Below are 20,660 nucleotides of genomic sequence, written 5' to 3'. Positions count from 1 at the left end.
GGGCGGCCACAAACACTCCACAAACGCCACATGCCACAGTCTTCGTCCGCCCATCCCTCGCCTTATTACATCCACGCCCCACAGGGGCTGGATGAGGGCTCGACCTTCACGGCGCAGCTTCATATGCTGTGCCACCAGCTCAACCGGGCGGGCTACCCCGCTTACCTGGCTTCTGCTCCCACGGTGTACGGCATGTGGTGGACGCCCATCCTCACGCCCCAGACAATGGCTGCGCACCACATGGCGGGGCTGACGCCGATTTCCATCCAGCTGCAGGCAGGCGGCGACCCCATGCTGCCAGGCCTGCAAGTGCGCTTCGAACCCGCACTGCAAAACGACGGCTCTGCGGACGCGTGTGCGCGGCTGCACTTCAGCATGCCCGGGGCCCTTGCCACCACCACTGGGAGCCACACTCTCAAGGCCAGCCTGCCCTGGTTTGACACAGCGCTGCTTGATCGTGAGCCGGATACAGTGCAGCGCACAGGCTCACTGGTGTATTCGGGGCACCTGCCCGGCCCGCAATTCAAACTGCGGCCTGAACACGAGGCCCTGCCAGACGTGTCGCCCTTCGCCCAACAGCGGATGGGCGCTAAGGAGCGCTGGCGGTTGCTGGCCGAAGCAGAGGTGCTATTTGCCTATGCGGCGGGCAGCATAGTCACGGAGGCTCGCATCTTGGGATGCCAGGTGGTGTATGTCGCCAACGACCACCAACTCCAGAATCTGCCCCAGCACCCGCTGGAGACCTGGGGTACGAGCCTGAATACGCCGCAGACGCCCCTGGATTCGCGGGACTACAGCCCGCAGGCATTGCGGGAGACGCTGTGTGCACTCATGCAGGACGCGCCCACTTTGCTGCACCGCCTGATTGAAACCACGCAGGCGGCAGCCGCTGTACTGCCCCCGCAGCTGGTGTGGAGCGCGCACCAGCTACACAGGCTGGAAGATCTGCTGCCCTCGACGCCTGAGGGCCGCGCCGCCCGTGCTGATGCACAAGCCACTGACCAGCTCTGCAAGTCATATGAGGCTTGGAAAGTCAAGGCGGCTCCTACCGAAATTTACAGCGACATTTGCGCCGAACTCGTTAACTCCGGCAAAGTGCGGCCACCCACAGTGCACCTCTTCAGTCATGGCCGCGATCAGAGCACCTTGGCCGACACCATGGACGAACTGGGCAAGAGCTGGCTGCCCCCTCGACGTATCGTTATCCATGCCGATGTGGCAGCACCTTTTACTCCAGAGGAGTTAGGAAGTGACGTGCAGTGGATGGGGCCGGGCGAAGCCGGGCCTTCAACGATGCCGAACTACGATGGTGATGAATGGGTCATCCTGCTGGATGCCGGCACCCGGCTGGAGCCGTACACGCTGATAGAACTATTGGCCTGTGCCCACCACCATAACGGTGCTCGCATGGTTTACGCGGCGCACGACGTGGCCCTGTCAGCGGACAAGCACTTGCCGCACTTCACGGGCGGCACCAACCTAGAATGGCTGCGTGGAACCAACTACCTCGGCGGCGTCGTGGCGGTGCGCTGTGCTGACTGGATGAAGTTGCCAGATCCAGCCCGCTTCGCATCGGCCTACCGTCTAGCACTGCGCAGCAGTGCCATCAACGGAGCTGCTAGTCTGCATTACGTGGATCAGGTGCTGTCCCATTCCGCTCCCCAGCTGACAACCCAACAGGAGGCGCAGGAGTTCTGCGTCGCCCAGGAGGAGTTGCAACAGCTGTACCCCGGCACGGAGCTGATCGCCAGCAGCATGCTCGGATGCTGGACGGTTCAATATCCCGACCCTGGAACGGCGCTGTCGTTGATCATTCCGACAGGCAAGCAGCAGGGCTATCTGCGGGCACTGTTGCAGTCTTGTATCCGCTATTACCCGGCTGGCATTTTCGAAGAAGCGCTGCTGCTGGTGCAAGACGATGATCTGCCGTCGATGCAGCAATTCGTGCAGAGCTGGCCCCATGCCAACACGTTGCCTTTGCGCCTACTGCCTACAGGAGGCGGCGCATACAACCACGCCCGCAGCATCAACCTGGGGCTGCGCGCAGCCCACACCGAGCTGGTGGTTGTGTGCGACGACGACATCGAATGGCTGGACGCACAGGCTCTGCCTGCGCTGCGTCGGTTTTTCACGCAGGAGTCGGTGGCCCTCGCGGCCCCCCGGCTCGTACTGCAAAAGGATCGCTTCCCCCTGGTGATGGCTGGCCCGCATGTGGCAGGCGAGGGTGCACTGCTGCAAAACTACGTGGGGGAACGCCAGGGCCTGACGGAGCGCGGACTCCACAACCGACTGCAAATGGCACAGGACGTCGTCGGCGTGCACGCCTCGTGCTGGATGGCGCGCCGCAGTGCCGTGTTAGCGGCAGGTGCCCTGGACGAAGTTGGCACGCCGATCTTTCAGTCAGTTACCGACTTGGGCTACCGTCTGCAGCAGTCGGGGTGGCGGCTGGTCTGGGCGCCCCAGGCCAATGCTTTGCACGCTGGCGGCATGACTGTGAATGCAGTGCGCCGAGACCCCGCGCAGGCACTGGCTCTCTCGCAGGCAGCCATGGCAGAGGCGCGCCAACTACGTAATCGTTGGCTGCCCTTCGTAGGCCAGCATCCGATCTACAGCAAGCATCTTTCAGGTAGCAAACCTTATACCTTGGACAGGCACCTGGCGAACCGCTGGAGCCAGGACTACCGAACCAGGCCCAGGGTGCTGGCTCAGCCAATTTCCAGCGGGTCGGGGCAGTACCGCGTGATCGAACCGCTAGACGCACTGCAAATGCGCAGCATGGCCGAGACCTGCGTGGTGGCGCCCCCAAAGTCGGGAAAACCCGACCGCCGGGTCTTGACCCCTCTGGACGTAGCGCGGTTCAAACCAGACCGCATCCTGGTACAGCACTCCATTTCAGACCAGGACATTGCCAATCTGCGCGCCATCCGAGAAACGCACCCTCAAGCTTTCATCGTTCAACTGATGGACGATCTCACTTCGGATTTGCCCGCATCGCACCCCAACCATGTCTTCGGCCAGCGAGAGGGGCATACCCGCACATTGCAGGCGCTGGAGTTGAGCGACCGACTGATCGTTTCTACCCAGCCCTTGGCCGACTACTATGCCCCGTATTGCCGGGATATCCGTCTCGTGCCCAATGCGCTCGATCCGCAATACTGGGGCCACCTCCAGCGCACACCACAGCCCCGCGAACGGCTGCGCGTTGGGTGGGCTGGCGCCGCTCAGCACCTGGGCGATCTTCGTCTGGTGGAGCGCGTGGTGCAAACACTGGCGGATGAGGTGGACTGGGTTTTCATGGGCATGTGCCCAGACGAGCTACGCCCTTACATCAAAGAGTTTCACGGCTTCGTCTCTTACAAGGACTATCCAGCCAAACTGGCCAGCCTGGACCTCGACATCGCTATCGCGCCGCTAGAAAACAACCTGTTCAACGCGTGCAAAAGCAACCTTCGGTTGCTGGAGTACGGAGCAATGGGCTGGCCGGTGGTGTGCTCGGACGTATATCCCTATCAAACCATGGACCCACCCGTACTGCGGGTTCCTGACGACGAGGGCGCATGGCTCGCTGCCTTGCGCCGCCTGATTAAAGACCCTGGCTTTCGTCGCGCACAAGGCCAAGCGCTACATGATTGGCAGCAGCAACACTATCTTGTCGAGCACCATGTGGACGCGTGGTTTCACGCCATTTTTGACTGAGAAAATTCATGAAAACTTTTCTACATGTAGGCTGCGGCGCACAGCGAAAAAACAATACCACTCGTGGGTTCAATACGGATGAGTGGACTGAACTGCGTCTGGATATCGACGAAAGCGTGCAACCGGATATCGTGGGCACCATGACAGACATGTCCCGGGTTCCTGACTCATCCGTAGATGCGATTTTTTCCAGCCACAACATTGAGCATCTATATGCTCATGAGGTGCCGCTGGCATTGAGCGAATTTTTGCGTGTGTTGAAACCTGATGGTTTTGCTGTCATTACGTGCCCGGACCTGCAATCCGTTTGCAGCCTTGTGGCGCAGGGGAAGTTAGTGGAACCTGCTTACCACACGGGACAGGGCATTCCCATTTCGCCCATAGACATCTTGTATGGCTGGCGCCTGCCCATGGCCCAAGGCAACTTGTATATGGCACACCGCTGCGGATTTACCGAAGATGTTCTCCGTGGCACGTTGCTGAACTCCGGATTCGTCAGTGTCGGAACCTTGGGCCGCCCAGACCATTTTGATTTATGGGCCGTTGCCAGTAAAAGTACGCTTACCGAAGACGGCATCAAGCATCTGGGAGCGAAATATTTTTTCTCCCCATAGACCCATCCAAAATAGCGCCCTAAAAAATCTCACGGCAAATCCAAATGCTTGGAAAGCCACATCCATAGGAATTAAACGTTGACCCCCCCGCATCACGACTAAGCAGTTATTCATTAAGTTACATTCAGAGCGCCGCTTCACACTCTCGCACTTCCGTCCTATGTTCGTCATCATCGGCTACGTCGTCAGCATGGTCTGTATCTTCGGCGTGTACATCGTTCACGGCGGGAATATCCAGGTCATCCTGAAAGCCCTTCCCTTTGAGATGATCACCATCGGGGGCAGTGCCCTGGGCGCGTTTGTGGTCAACAACCAGCCCAAGGTGCTCAAGGCCACGCTCAAAGCGATTCCGCAGGCGCTCAAAGGCAGCAAGTACACCAAGGCACGCTACATGGAACTGCTGGCGATGTTGTACGAAATTCTTCAGAAAGCCCGCAAAGAAGGCCTGATGGCGATTGAAAAAGACGTGGAAGCGCCCCACGAATCCGAAATCTTCAAGAAATACCCCGTGGTGGGCAATGACCACCATGTGATCGAGTTCACCACCGACTACCTGCGCATGATGGTGTCTGGCAACCTGAACTCGCACGAGATCGAAGCGCTCATGGACGCCGAAATCGACACCCACCATGCAGAAGCCCATGCCCCGGTGGCGGCCATTGCCCGCCTGGCCGGCGCTCTGCCTGCGTTTGGTATCGTGGCTGCGGTGCTGGGGGTGGTGAACACCATGGGCTCGGTGGGGCAGCCCCCATCAGTGCTGGGCGGCATGATCGCCTCGGCGCTGGTGGGCACGTTTCTGGGGATCTTGCTGGCCTACGGTTTTGTTGAGCCGCTGGGCGGCCTGCTGGAGCAAAAGACCGAAGATGCCGCCAAGGAATTCCAGTGCATCAAATCCACGTTGCTTGCCAGCATGCAGGGCTACAACCCGGCCACAGCGATTGAGTTTGGCCGCAAGGTGCTGTTCTCGACAGACCGCCCCACGTTCTCAGAGCTGGAAGGCCACGTGAAGGGCAAGAAGTAACCGGATTGCGCTGTGGCAGAGAAGAAACTTCAACCCATCATCATCAAGCGCGTCAAGAAGGGCGGCCATGCCGCCCACGGCGGCGCGTGGAAGATCGCCTACGCCGACTTTGTGACGGCCATGATGGCCTTCTTTCTGCTGATGTGGCTGCTGGGCTCTACCGCCAAGGGTGAGCTGCAGGGCATTTCAGACTATTTCAGTTCTCCACTCAAAGTGGCCATGGCCGGTGGAGATGGTTCGGGCAACAGCTCCAGCGTCATCCCGGGTGGGGGCAACGACCTTTCGAAAGCGCACGGGCAGGTGCGGCGCTCTGATACAGATTCGGAAAAAGCGCGCCGCCAGAGCATTGACACCGCCAGAGCCGAGCGCGCCAAGCAAGATGCCCAGCGCATCAAGACACTACAAGCCAAAATCGACGCGCTGATCACGGAAAACCCGCGCCTGAACGAATACAAGTCGCAAATTCGCATCGATGTGACGCCGGATGGCCTGCAAATTCAGATCGTGGACGATCAAAACCGCCCGATGTTCGACAGCGGCAGCGCCATGGTCAAGCCTTACATGCGCGACATTCTTCGGGAAATTGGTGCGGCCCTCAACGGTGTGGAAAACCGCGTGAGCCTTGCCGGTCACACCGATGCCGTGCCCTACAGCAACAGCGACCGTGGCTACAGCAACTGGGAATTGTCTTCCGACCGGGCCAATGCCACCCGCCGGGAACTGGTGGCGGCCGGCATGCCAGATGCCAAACTGGGACGGGTCGTGGGGCTCGCAGCCAGCGATCCGCTAGAACCAGGCAACCCGCGGTCTGCCGCCAACCGCCGCATTACCATCACGGTATTAACCCGTGAAGCTGAAGAAAGACTCATGGGGAAAGGGACTCCCACCGTAACATCGACTGAACTGTCGATGGAAAAGCAGGAAAATCCCGAGGAGGGCAGGTAGACGTTACACCTTGTCACAAAACCTGCCGCACTTGACAATATCAGACATTTCGACCGAAAGGGTCCCACGTGACCACAGCCCTTCGCTTTCTTATCGTTGACGACTTCTCCACCATGCGCCGCATCGTTCGCAACCTGCTCAAGGAAAGCGGGTTCGCAGACGCTGATGAGGCAGAAGATGGCGTCGTTGCGCTCAACAAGCTGCGCAATGGCAAATTTGATTTTGTCGTCACCGACATCAACATGCCGAACATGAATGGCTTTCAGCTGCTATCTGAAATCAAAAAAGACGACAAGCTCAAGCACCTGCCGGTTCTCATGGTTACCGCCGAGGCGCGCAAGGAAGACATTGTTGCCGCCGCCCAAGGGGGCGCTGCGGGCTACATCGTCAAGCCGTTCACCAAAGCCACTCTGGAAGAAAAAGTTCTGCTGATCCTCAAGAAAATGGGACTGTGAAGCCATGGACACGCCAGAAATCACCCCACCGGAGCCGGCAACAGATATCCATCACAAGATCGGACAGCTGACCCGGCAGCTCCACGATGCGCTGAACGAACTGGGCTTTGCGGAAAAACTGCGGGGCTCGATGGGTGAGTTGCCCGATGCCCAGAGCCGCCTTTCCTACATTGCGCGGTTGACTGGCGAAGCCGCCGAAAAGGTGCTCAGCCGGGTGGAACTAGCCAAGGCCCAGCACGACTTCATCGCCTCGGAAACCCGGCGTGTGGTGGATTCATTGGTCAAAGACCCGGTCGCCGCGGTTGCCAAGGGTGAAATCTTCAACTTCCTGACCGACGTGGAACGCGTCACGAAAGAAGCCGACGTTCACCTGACCGAAATCATGATGGCGCAGGACTTCCATGACCTGACAGGCCAGGTGATTGCCAGGGTGGTGAATCTGGCGGCAACTATCGAAGATCAACTGGTACAGCTACTCATCCAGACGGCCCCAGCAAATGCCCAGGTCGCCGTACCCACGCCAGAGCCAGCCAAGCTGCAAGGCCCGGTGGTGGATCCCGAAAACACCCCGGACATCGTGACCGATCAATCCCAGGTGGACGATCTTCTCGCCAGTTTGGGATTCTGATCCTGGCAGCATTCTGCGATGCCTGAATAAGGGGCCCCAGCGGCCAATGCCAGTAAGTTAAGCAAAGGCCCTTCGGGGTCTTTGTTGTTTGTACAGTGCAGGCTTGATCAATTGAGCTTTGGCCATAGAGGTCAAGCGATAGCCAATGCTGCTGCAAGAGTACCTGAACGATACCCATGAGTTTGCGAGCCCCGAACAATGGGGTGTCGTTCAAAGCAACATACCCCAGCAGTGGATTGAACAGGCCTTGCAGATGACGGGTGTAGCCACGCTGCGCAAGCGGCGACTGCCCATGGAGCAGGCACTTTGGCTGGTATTGGGTGTGGCCTTGCTTAGAGACCGCTCCATCGTGAACGTGGCCGAGGTACTGGAGCTGGCACTGCCTGGGCAGCACAATGAACCCATCAGCTCCAGCGCGCTGAGCCAGGCGCGCCAACGGCTGGGCAGTGAGCCCCTGCAATGGCTGTTTCGCCACACTGCTGCCCATTGGGCGCACCAGCAGGCCGCTCGCCACCGCTGGCAAGGCTTGGCGCTGTACGCATTGGATGGCGTGGTCTGGCGTACCCCCGACACACAAGACAACCGCCAGCACTTTGGTTGCCAGCGCAACCACGCAGACCACCAAAGTCCCTTCCCCCTGGTGCGCATGGCCTGCTTGCTCGATGCCAGAGCTCGTTTATTGGTAGATGCCAGCCTGGATGCCTACGACACCAGTGAGTACGCATTGGCTGAACGCTTGTGGCCGAAGTTGCCGCCTGACTCGCTGGTGATTGTGGACAAAGGGTTTTACTCGGCAAGTCTGCTGTGGCCGCTGCAACACCGCCAGGGACGTCACTGGCTGATCCCTGCGCGTGCCGGACTCAGGGGCGAGGTGGTGCAAACGCATGGCCCTGGCGATGTGAGCTTGCGCATGAAGGTCTCGCCCCAAGCTCGCAAGAAAGACCCCGGCTTGCCGCTCACGTGGGAGGTGCGCGCCATCACCCGTGAACTCGATGGCAAACCCAGAACCTTGTTCACGTCCCTGATGGATCCGGCACGCTACAAGGCCGAGGAGGTGTTCGCGCTGTACCACGAACGCTGGGAGATTGAGCTGGCCTATGGAGAGATGAAGACGGACATGCTGGGCCAGGCGATGACGTTGCGCAGCCAGCAACCCGATGGGGTCAAGCAAGAGCTGTGGGCAACCTTGCTGATGTACAACCTGATCCGCTTGGAGATCACGCGCATCGCAGACGAGGCCAAAGTGCAGCCCTGTCGCATCAGCTTCATCACGGCGCTGCGCTACATCGTGGATGAGTGGCTGTGGAGTTCAGGATCACACACCCCTGGGGCCATCCCGGCCAAGCTTGCGGCCATGAGAAAGAACATCCGCCGCTTCGTGCTGCCGCCTCGCAGATCCCACAGGCGGTATCCGCGTGAGGTTCGTATGACCAAGACCCAGTATCCCGTCAAAAAAATGCCGCTCAGACTTAACTGAGCGGCATTGCCCCAGCGGCCCCTTTTCCGCCTTTAGATTTCCGAGCTGCTTACGACAATGGCATGACCCAGCCGTCATGCCATCATGGACTCCAGCCAAGACAAAGAATTACCCGCCACGGAGCGCAAGCTACAACAAGCGCGCGAAGATGGCCAAGGTGCGCGCTCGCGCGACTTGTCCCACCTGGCCATCCTGGGTGCGGGGGCTGCCAGCATTCTGGTCCTGGCCCCCACGCTCATGGATCACCTGCAGAAGGCCCTGAGCCAACAGCTCGTTTTCGACTCGCGTACGGTCATGACACCGGGCAGCATGCTCGAACGCATGCAAGCCGTGGTCATGGTGGGGCTGGTCGCCAGCGTGGTATTTGCCGTGCTGACCAGCATGGCAGCCGTCATCAGCGCCATCGGCGCGGGTGGCTGGATCTTCAGCACCAAGCCCATCACGCCGCAGTTCAACCGCCTGAACCCCATCACGGGCTTCACCAACCTGTTTGCGAAGCAGCAACTGGCCAACGTGGCCAAGATGGTGCTCATGACGTCCATCCTGGCTTTTGTGGCCTGGAAGTACATGGGCAACAGCATCGAGAGCATTGCGATGCTGGTATTGCAACCTTCCACCAGCGCCATTCGCGCCATGGCCGAATGGCTCACCACCGGGGTCAGCATGCTGCTGCTGGTGGTCTTTCTGGCCGCACTGATCGACATTCCGCTGCAGGCCTTCTTCTTCAAATCGGGCCTCAAGATGTCCCACGAAGAAGTCAAGAAAGAACACAAGGAAGCCGAAGGCGACCCCCACACCAAAGGCCGCATCCGCCAAAAGCAACGCGAGCTGGCCGACCGAGCCAGCGTGAGCGCTGTGCCCAAGGCTGATTTTGTGGTGATGAACCCTACCCACTATGCCGTGGCACTCAAGTACGACGAAGCCACCATGTCAGCCCCCCAGGTGATTTCGCGCGGCACCGACCTGGTGGCCATGCGCATTCGCGATTTGGCCAAGGGCCACGACATCCCGGTGCTGCAGTCGCCCATGCTGGCGCGCGCCTTGTATGCGCACGCCGAGCTGGACCAACCCATTCCGGCCACCCTGTACACCGCGGTAGCCCAGGTGCTGGCCTATGTTTACCGGCTCAAGGCAGCCATGCGCGGCCAGGGCCGCATGCCCGGCGAGCTGGTCGAACCGTACGTACCGCCAGAACTCGATCCACACAACAAGCTTTCGGCCCAGGCCAAAGGTGAATCTGCATGAACACCTCCGTCAACTACCTGAAATTGTGGGCGGGCAAGAACACCTCGGTTCTGCAAGGCATGTCTGCCCCCCTGCTGGTCGTGGCCATTCTGGCGTTGATGGTGCTGCCCATCCCCGCATGGCTGCTGGACACTTTCTTCACCCTCAACATCGCCGTTGCCCTGATGGTGATGATGGTCGCGGCCTACATGATCCGGCCGCTGGACTTCGCAGCCTTCCCATCGGTGCTGCTGCTGACCACGCTGATGCGCCTGTCGCTCAACGTGGCTTCCACCCGCGTGGTGCTGCTGGAAGGTCACACCGGCCCTGGCGCAGCAGGCGCAGTGATTGAGGCCTTTGGCCACTTTCTGATCGGTGGCAACTTTGCCGTGGGTCTGATCGTGTTTGCCATCCTGGTGGTCATCAACTTCATCGTGGTGACCAAGGGTGCCGAGCGTATTGCCGAAGTGTCAGCGCGCTTCACCCTGGATGCGATGCCAGGCAAACAGATGGCTGTGGACGCGGACTTGAATGCTGGCCTGATTGACGAGAAAGAAGCCAAACGCCGCCGTGCTGAGGTGGGAGAAGAAGCCAACTTCTTCGGCTCCATGGACGGTGCCTCGAAGTTCGTGCGCGGCGATGCCGTGGCCGGTATCCTGATTTTGCTGATCAACATCGTGGGCGGCTTCACCATTGGCGTGCTGCAACACGGCCTCACGGCCAAGGAAGCCGCCGACAGCTACATCCTGCTGGCCATCGGTGATGCGCTGGTTGCCCAGATTCCTGGCCTGCTGATTTCCGTAGCCGCCGCCATGGTGGTGTCGCGCGTCGGCAAAGAGCACGACATGGGCCGCCAGATCGTGCAGCAGCTCTTCATGTCGCCCCGCGTGCTGGGCGTGACGGCCGGCATTCTGATCATGCTGGGGCTGATTCCCGGCATGCCCCACATCGTGTTTCTGGTGATTGGCACCGCGTTTGGCTATGGCGCGTGGACGCTGTACCAGCGCCAGCAAGCCCCCGCCGAACCCGAGGCCCCACCCGCACCACCCACAACCGATGGCGAAGCCACCTGGGACGACCTGCAGCCCATCGACCTGCTGGGCCTGGAACTGGGCTACCGTTTGATCTCGCTGGTGGACAAGAACCGCCAGGGCGACCTGCTCACCCGCATCAAGGGCGTGCGCCGCAAGTTTGCGCAGGAAGTGGGTTTCCTGCCCCCTGCCGTGCATGTGCGCGACAACCTGGAACTCAAGCCCAGCGCCTACCGCATCACCCTGCGCGGCGTGGTGGTGGGCGAAGGCGAGGCCTTCCCCGGCATGTTCCTGGCCATCAACCCCGGCGGCATCACCACACCCCTGATCGGCACCCCCACCACCGACCCTGCATTCGGCCTGCCAGCACACTGGATTGACGATCGCCAAAAGGAAGCGGCACAAATGGCGGGTTTTACCGTCGTTGATTCAGAAACCGTGATGGCGACGCATTTGTCACACTTGATGCAAGTCCAGGCAGCCAAGCTCCTCAGTCGCACCGAAACCCAGCAACTGGTGGAACACGTAGGCAAGCTGGCCCCCAAGCTCATCGAAGAAGTGGTTCCGAAAATGGTGTCGATCGCAACGTTCCAGAAAGTTCTCCAGCTGCTGCTGGAAGAGTCTGTGCACATCCGCGACATCCGCACCATCATCGAAACCCTGGCCGAGCACGCTGGTACGGTGTCCGACCCTGTGGAGCTGGCACGGCGCGTGCGCATTGCACTGTCGCCCGCCATCGTCCAGCAGATCTACGGCCCCACCCGCGAACTCAACGTCATCGCCATCGAGCCTGGACTGGAACGCCTCTTGGTACAGGCCTTGGGCAATGCCGCTGGTCCCGCGCTGGACCCCGGTGTGGCCGACATCCTGACCCAGAAGGCCGCCGAAGTGGCCCTGAAGCAGGAAGAAATGGGTTTGCCCGCCTGCCTGCTGGTGCCAGACCAAATTCGCAATGCCATCTCCCGCCTGGTGCGCCGTGTCGCCCCCCGCCTGCAGGTGCTTGCGCACAGTGAAATTCCCGAGACCCACACCATCCGGATTGGGCCCATTCTCAGAGGTGCATCAGCATGAACATCAAACGCTTTACCGCCCCCACCTCGCGCGAGGCATTGGCCAAGGCGCGCATGGCCTTTGGCGAGGGCACCCTCATCCTGTCCAACCGGCCCACCGCCAACGGTGTGGAAGTGGTGGCAACCGCCGAAGACACCCTGTCTGCGCTGGACAGCGCGGCCCAAGGCTCGGGCAGCCCCACACCACAAGGTGGCCGCGATTTCCAGGATTCGCGCCCCCACGATGACGACCGGCTCGGCGGCAAGAACAACCACCGTGCAGCACCCCGCGCTACACAGATGGCGGCCCCCGCCAGCCGCCACAACCCGGTGGAAGAAGACACCGAACAGCTGGCAATGAGCACACTGTCGTTCCAGGACTACGTGCGCGAGCGCATGCTGCGCCGCCGCCATGAAGCCATGAACGGCCCCTCCACGCCGCCCACCTTTGCCGAGCGCAGCCGCGACCAGGACCGTGACTTCCCCCGCGAGCGCCCTGCTGCCCCTGCCGTGGTGCGCCACAACCCCCTGCGCTCCATCCCCATGGACCTGCCCGAGCCCGCGCCACGGCGCAAGGCCGAGCCCGCAGCGGCCGCCATCTCCATGGCCCAGCAGCAAAGCCTGATGAACGAGCTGCACGCCATGAAGGAGATGATTGAGGACCGCTTCAACACCATGGCATGGCTGGGGCAGGCCAAGCAAAACCCCATCCAGTCCAACCTGATGCTGAAGATGATTCGCGCAGGTTACTCGCCCGCCCTGGCGCGCGCCGTGCTGGAACGTCTGCCCGAAGACCTGTCCGCCGGTGACTCCGTGCGCTGGCTGATGGAAGTGCTGGAGCGCAACCTCAAGACTGACGAGCACGACGTACCGCTGTACGAGCAAGGCGGCATCTTTGCCCTGGTGGGCTCCACCGGTGTGGGCAAGACCACCACCACGGCCAAGCTGGCTGCACTGTGCGCCCGCGTGCACGGCCCTGGCAGCGTGGGCCTGATCACGCTGGACACCTACCGCGTGGGTGCCCATGAACAACTGCGCACCTATGGCCGCATGCTGGGCATCGTGGCCCACCTGGCCCATGACCGTGCCGCGCTGCAAGACCTGCTGGGTCTGCTCAGCGGCAAGAAGATGGTGTTGATCGACACCACCGGCGTGGCACCACGCGACCCCCGCAAGCGCAGCATGCTGGACGTGCTGGACTTGCCCCATGTGAACCGCCTGCTGGTGCTCAATGCAGGCTGCCACGGCGACACGCTGGACGATGTGCTGACCTCGTTCAAGACCGCGGGCTCGCAGCAGGCCATCCTGTCGAAGGTGGACGAAGCCGTGAAGCTCGGCCCCTCTATCGACGCCCTCATCCGCCACCAGATGGTGTTGCGCGGTGTGACCAACGGCCAGCGCGTACCCGAAGACTGGGAAGCCGCCGAGGCGCACAAGCTCATCAGCGCATCCATGCGTGCACCCGTCAAATCCGCTTTCGACCCCAAGTCGGTGGAGCTGAACTACTACTTCTCGAACGCGCCTGAGGCCCTGAGCGAGAAAGGACTGGTTGATGCTTGATACCGGTTTTCACCAAGCGGCGGGCCTGAACAGCTTCACACCCCAGGCGCAGTTGCGTGTGCTGGCGGTGGCCAGCCAGGAGCGTGCTTCCAGCGGCCTGGAAATGCTCTGGCAGATCTGCGCCAACCTGCAGCGCCTGGGATACCCGGTGGCGGTGCTGGACGGCACAGCGCTGGAAACCGATGAATCCCCCGGCCTCAGCCATCTGCTGCAAGCCCCCTGGAACGATGGGCTGAATGCCAGCGCATCGGTCACCTCGGTGGCGGTGCTGCCTGCAGCCCGGGGCATGCTCCAGCTGCAACGCCAGGCCTACAGCGAGGGCACACCGCCTTTGCAGAGCCTGCAGCCCTATTTCCGCGCCTACGGCATGCTGGTGCTGCACGCGCCTGCGGGCCTGCTGGCACCGTTGCTCACCCATACCAGCACCATTCCGCTGGCGGTGATGGAGGGTGGTTCGGCCGGGGTGCTCTCTTGCTACAAAAGCCTCAAGCACATCGCCACGCACACGGGGTTGCCCTGTACAGTGGCGTCTGTGCTGCAAACCGATACACCCGCCGAACGACGCAAAGTGCTGGGAGCCTTGCAAACGCTGCAGGACTGTGCCGAGCGTCATCTGGGCGGGCGCGTGCGCACCGCCACCGTGTCGGCCAATAACCCCCACGACGTTCAACGCTTGGCCTTGCAACTGCTGGAAAACGCGGGCACCATCCATGGGCCGCAGGGCACCTTGTCCTCGGGCAGTTTGAAGGGTTTTTCAGAAGTATCTGCACAACCCATCCGGAGACACTGATCTGTGATGTACACCGCCAAAGGCCAGCTCGATCGTGATGCGCTGATCCGCCAGCATGTTCCGCTGGTTCGACGGATTGCGCACCACATGATTGCGAAGCTGCCTCCCAATGTGGAGCTGGACGACCTGATCCAGGTGGGCATGATGGGCCTGGCGGAAGCCCTCTCGCGCTACGAAACCGCCCAGGGAGTGCAGTTCGAAACCTTCGCCAGCCAGCGCATCCGCGGGGCCATGCTCGACGAGTTGCGCGAGAGCGACTGGATGTCGCGCAGTTCGCGCAAAAGCCAGAAAGACATTGAGCACGCATTGCACCGTCTGGAGCAAAAGCTGGGGCGCAGCCCGCTCGAATCAGAAATCGCCGCCGAGATGGAACTGAGCCTGGCCGAGTACCAAAGCCTGCTGAGCAAAGTGCGCGGCACCCAACTGGTGTACCTGGAAGACATGACCCATGGCGGGGACGACGAAGACGGTTTACTGGACCGCCACGTTGCCGACGCCGGGGCGGACCCGGCAGAGCTGCTGCGCGACCAGCGCCTGCGGGCCTCACTCGTCAACGCCATCAAGAGCTTGCCCGAGCGGGAGCAATACATCATGGGCATGTACTACGAGCACGACATGAACCTCAAGGAAATTGCCGCCGTGCTCGGCGTGACCGAATCGCGCGTGTGCCAACTGCACAGCCAGTCCATCGCACGCCTGCGCGCCAAAATGCGCAGCCACTGACGCCACCCCGCAGGGTTTGCAATAAAAATAGCTTCTAGCGCTTGATAGGCAAGCGCTGGAAGCTATTGTTTTTATAGCAAACTATTCCAATTGAAATTGGCCCGCCGCGCGCCACAACTGCAGGTCGCCAGGGACGGGATACCCACGCCTGCGAAGTACAGGCAACGCACGTGCAAGAAACTCAGCCTGCCGAACGGTAGATTCGCGCCACCGCGCCCGCCTTGCTCGGGCCAGCTTGGGGGTTGCCGTAGGTGGCCGACTGGGCACTGCCCGCCTGGGGAACCACCACGGCGACTTGCCGGTCGGTGATCACGGATACACGGGCCAGGTTGTCACGTTGGACGGCCAGTTGCTGGCCAATGGCGGCCAGCCGTTTTTCAAACTGAGGGGGAAGTTGGGCGGCGGAAATGCCTTTGGATTGCTCCAGCACCCAGGTAAATCGAGCGGCTGCGTCGCGCAGCGCAGTGCTGGCGATCTCCAGCGCAGGGGCATCCAGGGACAGCAAGGCCCCTGAAACTTGTTCAATGTGTTGCTCTACAGCGGTGAGGGCTTCTTCTAACGACATGGTGGAGATGCGCTAGCCCAAGCCCGATGGATCTGGTGCTCAGCCGCGCGAACGGGAAAAGATTTCTTGGGCGCCGGACAGCATTTTGTCTGCAATCACCTCTGCGTTGACCTTGAACGTGCCATTGCCAATCGCTGCGCGCACTTCGCTGACCCGCTTGGCATCAAATTCACTGGACGTGCGGCCGGGCTGCTCCAGTGCCCGGGCCGAGCCAGACACGGTGACAGGCACACCGGCGGCCGACGCAGCTGCAGCGCCTTTCGCCACCCCTTCGGCTGCTGGGGCTGGACTTTTGGCTTGCTTGGCAAGCCCTGTCTGCGCCAATGCGCCCGGGAGTTCCGGTTTTTGACCTATCTTCATCGCTCTCTCCACCACCCCGGTGATGTGGGGCTCAGTAGCAATGTTTTCGACCCGTTTTCGCAGGACTTTAGGTGTTTATGCGGGCAAATCCTCAAAGAGTGATAGTCACCGTTCCATCTTCGGAAACAATGCCGCTCACTATCCGACCATTGTCCATTCGCACGCGCACAGTCTGCCCGACAGAGCCGGCAGACAGCGCTTGACCTGCAGAGGTCACAGCATAACCCGGGCCCTGGGCTGACACACGCACCTGGGCGCCGGCCTTGAACAGGCTGGGGGCTTTGACCATGGACTGGCGCAAGGCCTGCCCGGCCATCAATTGGCGCGTGGCCGTTTGGCCCAGCCACGCCTCTGGGTTTGCCAGCACCGGCGCAGCGTCTGCGGCCCAGTCGACTTCCGCCTGGGCTGCATCGTTGGCCGTCAGCACCGCGCCGGGGGCGACATTGCCCGTGAGCACCCAGGCCGGACCCCAGGCCTTGATGGTGACAGGCAGGAACACATTCCAGGCGGAACTGCCCTCCACGCAGCGCAAACCCAACCGGGTGCGCCCCCACAGGCGCGAGCCTGCAGGCAGATAGGGTTCCACACGACTGCAAGGGGCCAGGCGCAGGCGGCTGTCCAGGGTGCCCACGCTCACCTCCATGCGCAGCGTGGCGCCGGGGGCCTGGTTGCGGGTCAGGGCGTCGTCCAGCCAGCGCTGGGTGAGCGCGCCGAGCTCTGCGGCCGGATCGGCCACAGCTTGCGCCTGTGCGGCGCCCGCAAAGACAAAAGCCGACAGGGCCAGCCAAGCACAACGAAAAAATGAAAGGGACGGCATGGTGAGCACTCTCCAGTAATGGCGCCAACCCGCTGCGCCGCGGTGGAATGGTTTGATGACAGCAGCCAAGCCCGGGGCAATCACGCAGTCAAGATCGAGGGCGGCTTTGGCGGGCAAGGGGCCGCAGACCCATTCCAACGCCGTCACTATAGGACGGCATCGCAACCTGCAAAACCCGAAACTGCGCAGCCATTTCCGCGTTCTTCGGGCTTTAGAAAAAACCTGCCATTTCCATAATCGAACCACGCCAAAGCCCGCTCCGGGCCCAGGCGCCAAGCGATACAGGATGTGAGGCAACCATGCTTGACAAGATGACCAACCAGCTGGGTTTTCAGGGCAACGCGCTGATTTTGCGCGCCGAGCGCCAGCGCATCATTGCCAGCAACATTGCCAACGCAGACACCCCCGGCTACGTTGCGCGGGACTTTGACTTTGCCAGCACCTTGCGCGAAGCCACCAAAGCGCCTGCAGGCACGGATGTGAAGTCCGTTCTGAACGGAGACAAGGGGCCCGCAGTCAGCACCGCCACCTCGGACCCCCGGCATTTCCGCGCCACCACCACCGGCTCGGGCTCGGCTTCCACCCTGGGCGGCCCCGGCAAGCTCGGCTATGCCGTGCAGACCCAACCTGCGCTAGACAACAACTCGGTGGATCTGGACCGCGAGCGCGCGAACTTTGTGGACAACGCGGTGCGTTACGAAGCCACCCTGCGCTTCATCAACGGCAACGCCAAGACCATGCTCAGCGCCATCCAGGGCCAGTAAGCGCAAACACCACCCAACGAGGCACACCATGTCCATGTTCTCCATCTTCAATGTGTCTGGCAGCGCGATCAGCGCGCAGTCGCAGCGCCTGAATGTGGTGGCCAGCAATCTGGCCAACGTAGACGCCGTGGCAGGCCCGGACGGCAAGGCCTACAAGGCCCGGCAAGTGGTTTTCCAGACCACACCCATGGGTACCGACAGTGCCGCAGGCGTGCGTGTGTCGTCCATCAAGGAAAGCGATGCGCCCGGACGCAAGGTGCACGACCCCGCGCACCCCCTGGCCGACGAGCAGGGCTACGTGAACCACTCCAACGTGAACGCCGTGGAAGAAATGGTCAACATGATTTCTGCCTCGCGCTCGTACCAGAACAACGTCGAGGTCATGAACACAGCCAAGTCGCTGCTCCTCAAGACCCTGCAAATTGGCCAGTAACCGACCCGGCATCCAGGAGAGATCCGCATGATCATCAGCCCCACCCAAGCCACCGCTGGCACCACCACGGGCAGCACCAAGGCCTCTGACGCCAACACCGACCCCGCAGCCGCGCAGGACCGGTTTCTGAAACTGCTGGTGGCGCAGCTGAATAACCAGGACCCGATGAATCCTCTGGACAACGCCCAGATGACATCGCAAATGGCGCAGATCAACACGGTGACCGGCATCCAGCAGCTGAACCAGACCATGGCCAGCATGGCCGCGCAGTTCAATTCGCTGCAGGTCATGCAGGGCACCGCCCTGGTGGGGCGCAGTGTATTGACCGAAGGCTCTACCGTCACCATTGACGACAAGACGGGCAAGGGAGGCTTCGAGCTGGCCTCTGCCGCCACCAGTGTGAAGGTGGAGATCGTCAACGCCAACGGCCAGGTCGTAGACACCGTGGACATGGGCGGCCAGGGCGCGGGCCGGCGCCTGTTCAACTGGGACAGCAGCAAATACGCGGGCTCTACCGATGGGCTGCGCTTCCGGGTCACGGCACTCAACGGCAACACCCAGGTGGGAACCACCTCGCTGGCCCTGTCGAAGGTGGTCGCCGCAGGCGCCGAGGACGGCCAGCTGATGCTGAACCTCTCAAACGGCCAGGCCATCCGCTACACCGACATCAAGGCCATGGTCTGACGACCGGCATTTCCCACGACCGCATCGAACACACCGCCCTCCCAGGAGAACACCATGAGTTTTCAACAAGGCCTCTCCGGCCTGAACGCCGCCAGCAAGAATCTGGACGTGATCGGCAACAACATCGCCAACTCCAACACCGTGGGCTTCAAGGCCTCGCGCGCGGAGTTTGCGGAAATGGTGGCTTCTGCCATCGGCTCGGCCGGTGGCTCCAGCGCCGGTATCGGGGTGGAGACGGCCAACGTAGCCCAGCAGTTCACCCAGGGCAATCTGAACATCACGGGCAATAACCTGGACGTGGCCATCAACGGCAATGGCTTCTTTATGCTGAAGCTGCCGGACCAGACCCAGGCCTACACCCGCGCGGGCAATTTCAAGCTCGACAAGGTGGGCAACATGGTCACCAACGATGGCGCCCAAATCCTGGGCTACACCGTCAACCCCGTCACAGGCCAGCGCACCAGCACGGAACCCGTGCCCATGGTGTTCCCCACATCGCAGCCCATTCCCGCCAAGCAAACCGAAAAGATCAGCGCCGCATTCAACTTGGATGCGCGCGCCACCAATGCCGCTGGCGACCAGGCCGCCACACCACCCGTACCCGCCACGCCACGCACCACCTACGGCACATCGATCAATGTGTATGACAGCCAGGGTGTAGCGACGTCGCAGAACCTGTACTTCGAGAAAAGCGGTGCGAACACATGGGACATCTACACCCAGCTGGACGACCTTACCACCTCGCCAGCAACGGTTCCATCGATCGCGGGCCGCATGATTGCTGGCGAGAACGGAAATACCGTTGCCATGATCGAGCCGATCGCGAGTGCAACATCCATTCCCAACGCAGACAAGACAAAAACGCAGATAGACGATTTCCCTACAGAATTCACCTACAAGTACTACGGCGCCGACGACAAAGGCGTCTTTGCTATCCGCGAAACCAAGCTGACCTTTACAGACCCCAAGGCGGCTTGGGACTTCACCTACTCCGACAAGCCCGCTAACACGCTCGTCGCTTCGGCACGACTGAAAAGTAACTTGGTTGACTACGCGACCGGTGTTCCCGTTACCGGGGGAACCTTTACTCCACCCATCCCCAACCCACCGACGGCTGCCAATCCAGCTCCACCACCGGCTACCAACCAGTCCTACGAGCTAAGCCTGCTGGTGAACCCAAGCCCTAGCAACCCAAACAGCCCCAATGCAGCGGGCAGCAACCCGGCGCCGTCCGCCTTCCCAGTCACTTTGGACCTTAACAAGGTCACCCATTTCGGCACCAAGTTCGCCGTTTCAGACTTGACGCAGGACGGCTACACGTCTGGCCAGCTGACGGGCATCAACATCGAAAACAACGGCATGATCATGACGCGTTACTCCAACGGCGTCACCCGTGCCGAAGGGCAGCTGGCGCTGGCCAGTTTCCGCAACACCCAGGGGCTGGCCTCGATTGGCGGGAACAACTGGGTGGAAACTTTCGAGTCGGGCCAACCCGTCAAGGGCACCGCCACCGACGGCAACTTCGGCTCGCTGCGCTCGGGTGCGCTCGAAGAATCCAACGTGGACCTGACGGCAGAGCTGGTCAACATGATGACCGCCCAGCGCGCCTACCAAGCCAATGCACAGACCATCAAGACGCAAGACCAGGTGCTGTCCACCCTGGTGAACTTGAGATGAGACACCCCCTGAGTCGCTTCGCGCCTTCCCCCTCTCTCTACGCGCTGCGCGCTACGGGAGCGGGACGCACCCAGCGCGGCGGGGCGGTGCGGCCGGCTCAGGCCCTTGCGCGGCTGCGCTGGCTTGGGCTGCGCCAGCTGCATGCGC

Annotated in this window: 19 protein-coding genes; 16 read left to right on the top strand and 3 right to left on the bottom strand. The window is 61.4% G+C overall.

The window, feature by feature from the left end; all coding sequences use genetic code 11:
- The first annotated feature begins 30 nt into the window (after window positions 1-30).
- From PQV96_RS03065 to PQV96_RS03010, 12 genes are all read left to right on the top strand, one after another.
- A complete protein-coding gene (locus PQV96_RS03065) occupies window positions 31-3,696 on the top strand; it encodes a glycosyltransferase (RefSeq protein WP_273624520.1) in 3,666 nt (1,221 codons plus the stop codon).
- 8 nt (window positions 3,697-3,704) lie between these two features.
- A complete protein-coding gene (locus PQV96_RS03060) occupies window positions 3,705-4,310 on the top strand; it encodes a class I SAM-dependent methyltransferase (protein WP_273624519.1) in 606 nt (201 codons plus the stop codon).
- A 160-nt stretch (window positions 4,311-4,470) separates the two neighbouring features.
- On the top strand, window positions 4,471-5,331 hold the full coding sequence (motA, locus tag PQV96_RS03055) for a flagellar motor stator protein MotA (protein WP_044396637.1): 861 nt from the start codon (window positions 4,471-4,473) through the stop codon (window positions 5,329-5,331).
- 12 nt (window positions 5,332-5,343) lie between these two features.
- A complete protein-coding gene (gene motB, locus PQV96_RS03050) occupies window positions 5,344-6,276 on the top strand; it encodes a flagellar motor protein MotB (RefSeq protein WP_273624518.1) in 933 nt (310 codons plus the stop codon).
- Between the two features lie 68 nt (window positions 6,277-6,344).
- Window positions 6,345-6,731, top strand: coding sequence for a chemotaxis response regulator CheY (gene cheY / locus PQV96_RS03045; RefSeq protein ID WP_207373431.1), 387 nt, complete (start codon window positions 6,345-6,347; stop codon window positions 6,729-6,731).
- Between the two features lie 4 nt (window positions 6,732-6,735).
- Window positions 6,736-7,359, top strand: a complete 624-nt coding sequence (locus tag PQV96_RS03040) for a protein phosphatase CheZ (protein ID WP_207373430.1) — start codon at window positions 6,736-6,738, stop codon at window positions 7,357-7,359.
- A gap of 145 nt (window positions 7,360-7,504) precedes the next feature.
- Window positions 7,505-8,836 carry an IS4 family transposase gene (locus tag PQV96_RS03035; protein ID WP_125958944.1) on the top strand — a complete coding sequence of 444 codons (1,332 nt, stop codon included), beginning with the start codon at window positions 7,505-7,507 and terminating at the stop codon, window positions 8,834-8,836.
- Between the two features lie 84 nt (window positions 8,837-8,920).
- Window positions 8,921-10,081: an EscU/YscU/HrcU family type III secretion system export apparatus switch protein gene (locus PQV96_RS03030; protein WP_207373429.1), complete on the top strand. Its 1,161-nt coding sequence runs from the start codon at window positions 8,921-8,923 to the stop codon at window positions 10,079-10,081.
- Window positions 10,078-12,162, top strand: coding sequence for a flagellar biosynthesis protein FlhA (gene flhA, locus PQV96_RS03025; protein ID WP_066692941.1), 2,085 nt, complete (start codon window positions 10,078-10,080; stop codon window positions 12,160-12,162). Before PQV96_RS03030 ends, flhA begins: the two co-directional genes overlap by 4 nt.
- A complete protein-coding gene (gene flhF, locus PQV96_RS03020; protein ID WP_066692939.1) occupies window positions 12,159-13,700 on the top strand; it encodes a flagellar biosynthesis GTPase FlhF in 1,542 nt (513 codons plus the stop codon). The genes flhA and flhF overlap by 4 nt, the downstream gene beginning before the upstream one ends.
- Complete coding sequence (locus tag PQV96_RS03015; RefSeq protein ID WP_273624517.1) at window positions 13,693-14,490, top strand: hypothetical protein; 798 nt, start codon at window positions 13,693-13,695, stop codon at window positions 14,488-14,490. The genes flhF and PQV96_RS03015 overlap by 8 nt, the downstream gene beginning before the upstream one ends.
- A 6-nt stretch (window positions 14,491-14,496) precedes the next feature.
- Window positions 14,497-15,213, top strand: a complete 717-nt coding sequence (locus PQV96_RS03010; RefSeq protein ID WP_273625218.1) for an RNA polymerase sigma factor FliA — start codon at window positions 14,497-14,499, stop codon at window positions 15,211-15,213.
- A 181-nt stretch (window positions 15,214-15,394) separates the two neighbouring features.
- Here the strand turns inward: PQV96_RS03010 and PQV96_RS03005 are convergent, their stop codons facing one another.
- The 3 genes from PQV96_RS03005 to flgA all read right to left on the bottom strand — a co-directional run bounded on the left by PQV96_RS03005 (window position 15,395) and on the right by flgA (window position 16,955).
- Window positions 15,395-15,778, bottom strand: coding sequence for a hypothetical protein (locus tag PQV96_RS03005; RefSeq protein ID WP_273624516.1), 384 nt, complete (start codon window positions 15,776-15,778; stop codon window positions 15,395-15,397).
- A gap of 39 nt (window positions 15,779-15,817) precedes the next feature.
- Window positions 15,818-16,138 carry a flagellar biosynthesis anti-sigma factor FlgM gene (gene flgM / locus PQV96_RS03000; protein ID WP_198846551.1) on the bottom strand — a complete coding sequence of 107 codons (321 nt, stop codon included), beginning with the start codon at window positions 16,136-16,138 and terminating at the stop codon, window positions 15,818-15,820.
- Window positions 16,139-16,229: 91 nt separating this feature from the next.
- The gene (gene flgA, locus PQV96_RS02995) at window positions 16,230-16,955 is read right to left on the bottom strand and encodes a flagellar basal body P-ring formation chaperone FlgA (RefSeq protein ID WP_198846552.1); all 726 of its coding nucleotides are present in this window, start codon (window positions 16,953-16,955) and stop codon (window positions 16,230-16,232) included.
- A 299-nt stretch (window positions 16,956-17,254) separates the two neighbouring features.
- Here flgA and flgB point away from each other — a divergent pair, with 299 nt between their 5' ends.
- Genes flgB through PQV96_RS02975 form a run of 4 tightly spaced genes read left to right on the top strand, consistent with a single transcriptional unit; the run spans window position 17,255 to window position 20,513 of the window.
- Window positions 17,255-17,719 carry a flagellar basal body rod protein FlgB gene (flgB, locus tag PQV96_RS02990; protein WP_066692927.1) on the top strand — a complete coding sequence of 155 codons (465 nt, stop codon included), beginning with the start codon at window positions 17,255-17,257 and terminating at the stop codon, window positions 17,717-17,719.
- Window positions 17,720-17,747: 28 nt separating this feature from the next.
- Entirely contained in the window at window positions 17,748-18,152 is a 405-nt protein-coding gene (flgC, locus tag PQV96_RS02985) for a flagellar basal body rod protein FlgC (protein ID WP_273624515.1), read from the top strand.
- Window positions 18,153-18,179: 27 nt separating this feature from the next.
- Entirely contained in the window at window positions 18,180-18,836 is a 657-nt protein-coding gene (locus PQV96_RS02980) for a flagellar hook assembly protein FlgD (RefSeq protein WP_273624514.1), read from the top strand.
- 54 nt (window positions 18,837-18,890) lie between these two features.
- A complete protein-coding gene (locus PQV96_RS02975; RefSeq protein WP_273624513.1) occupies window positions 18,891-20,513 on the top strand; it encodes a flagellar hook protein FlgE in 1,623 nt (540 codons plus the stop codon).
- The last annotated feature ends 147 nt before the right edge of the window (window positions 20,514-20,660 follow it).

The sequence above is a fragment of the Acidovorax temperans genome, from assembly GCF_028596105.1.
In the GTDB taxonomy this organism is placed as follows: Bacteria; Pseudomonadota; Gammaproteobacteria; order Burkholderiales; family Burkholderiaceae_C; genus Acidovorax; species Acidovorax temperans.
The sequence above is the reverse complement of the archived record's forward strand: the minus strand, read 5'-3'. Positions and strand labels throughout refer to the sequence as shown.